This is a genomic window from Lysobacter sp. TAB13 (genome assembly GCF_052113885.1).
Classification (GTDB): Bacteria; Pseudomonadota; Gammaproteobacteria; order Xanthomonadales; family Xanthomonadaceae; genus Lysobacter; species Lysobacter gummosus.
This window is the reverse complement of sequence record NZ_JBFRDR010000295.1, coordinates 1-402: the sequence shown is the minus strand read 5'-3', so window position 1 is coordinate 402 and position 402 is coordinate 1. Positions and strand designations below refer to the sequence as shown.

1 protein-coding gene is annotated in these 402 nt (G+C 63.7%); it reads right to left on the bottom strand.

Annotation, left to right across the window (positions count from 1 at the left end; genetic code table 11):
• On the bottom strand, window positions 1–402 hold a 402-nt coding region (locus tag AB4Y92_RS26245; protein WP_441822287.1), incomplete at both ends, for an aldo/keto reductase.

Below are 402 nucleotides of genomic sequence, written 5' to 3'. Positions count from 1 at the left end.
GTGCTACATCGATCGAACCGATATCGGTTCGCAATTGTTCCATTGTCGTCGCGCCAATGATGTTGGCCGTCACGAAGGGGCGCGAATTGACGAAGGCCAGCGCCATTTGCGCCGGATCCAGACCAGCCTCGCGGGCAATCGCGATGTAGCGCTTCACCGCGTCTTCCGCGCCGGCAGCCTCGTAGCGCTGGCCGCGATTGAACAGCGTCGAGCGCGCGCCGGCCGGCTTGGCTCCGTCCAGATATTTGCCGGTGAGGTAGCCCTGGGCCAGCGGCGAATAGGCCAGCAGGCCGACCTGCTCACGCATCGCGATCTCGGCCAGCCCCGTCTCGAAGGTGCGATTGAGCAGGTTGTAGGCATTCTGGATCGATTGGACCCGAGGCCCCCCGCGCATTTCGGAAA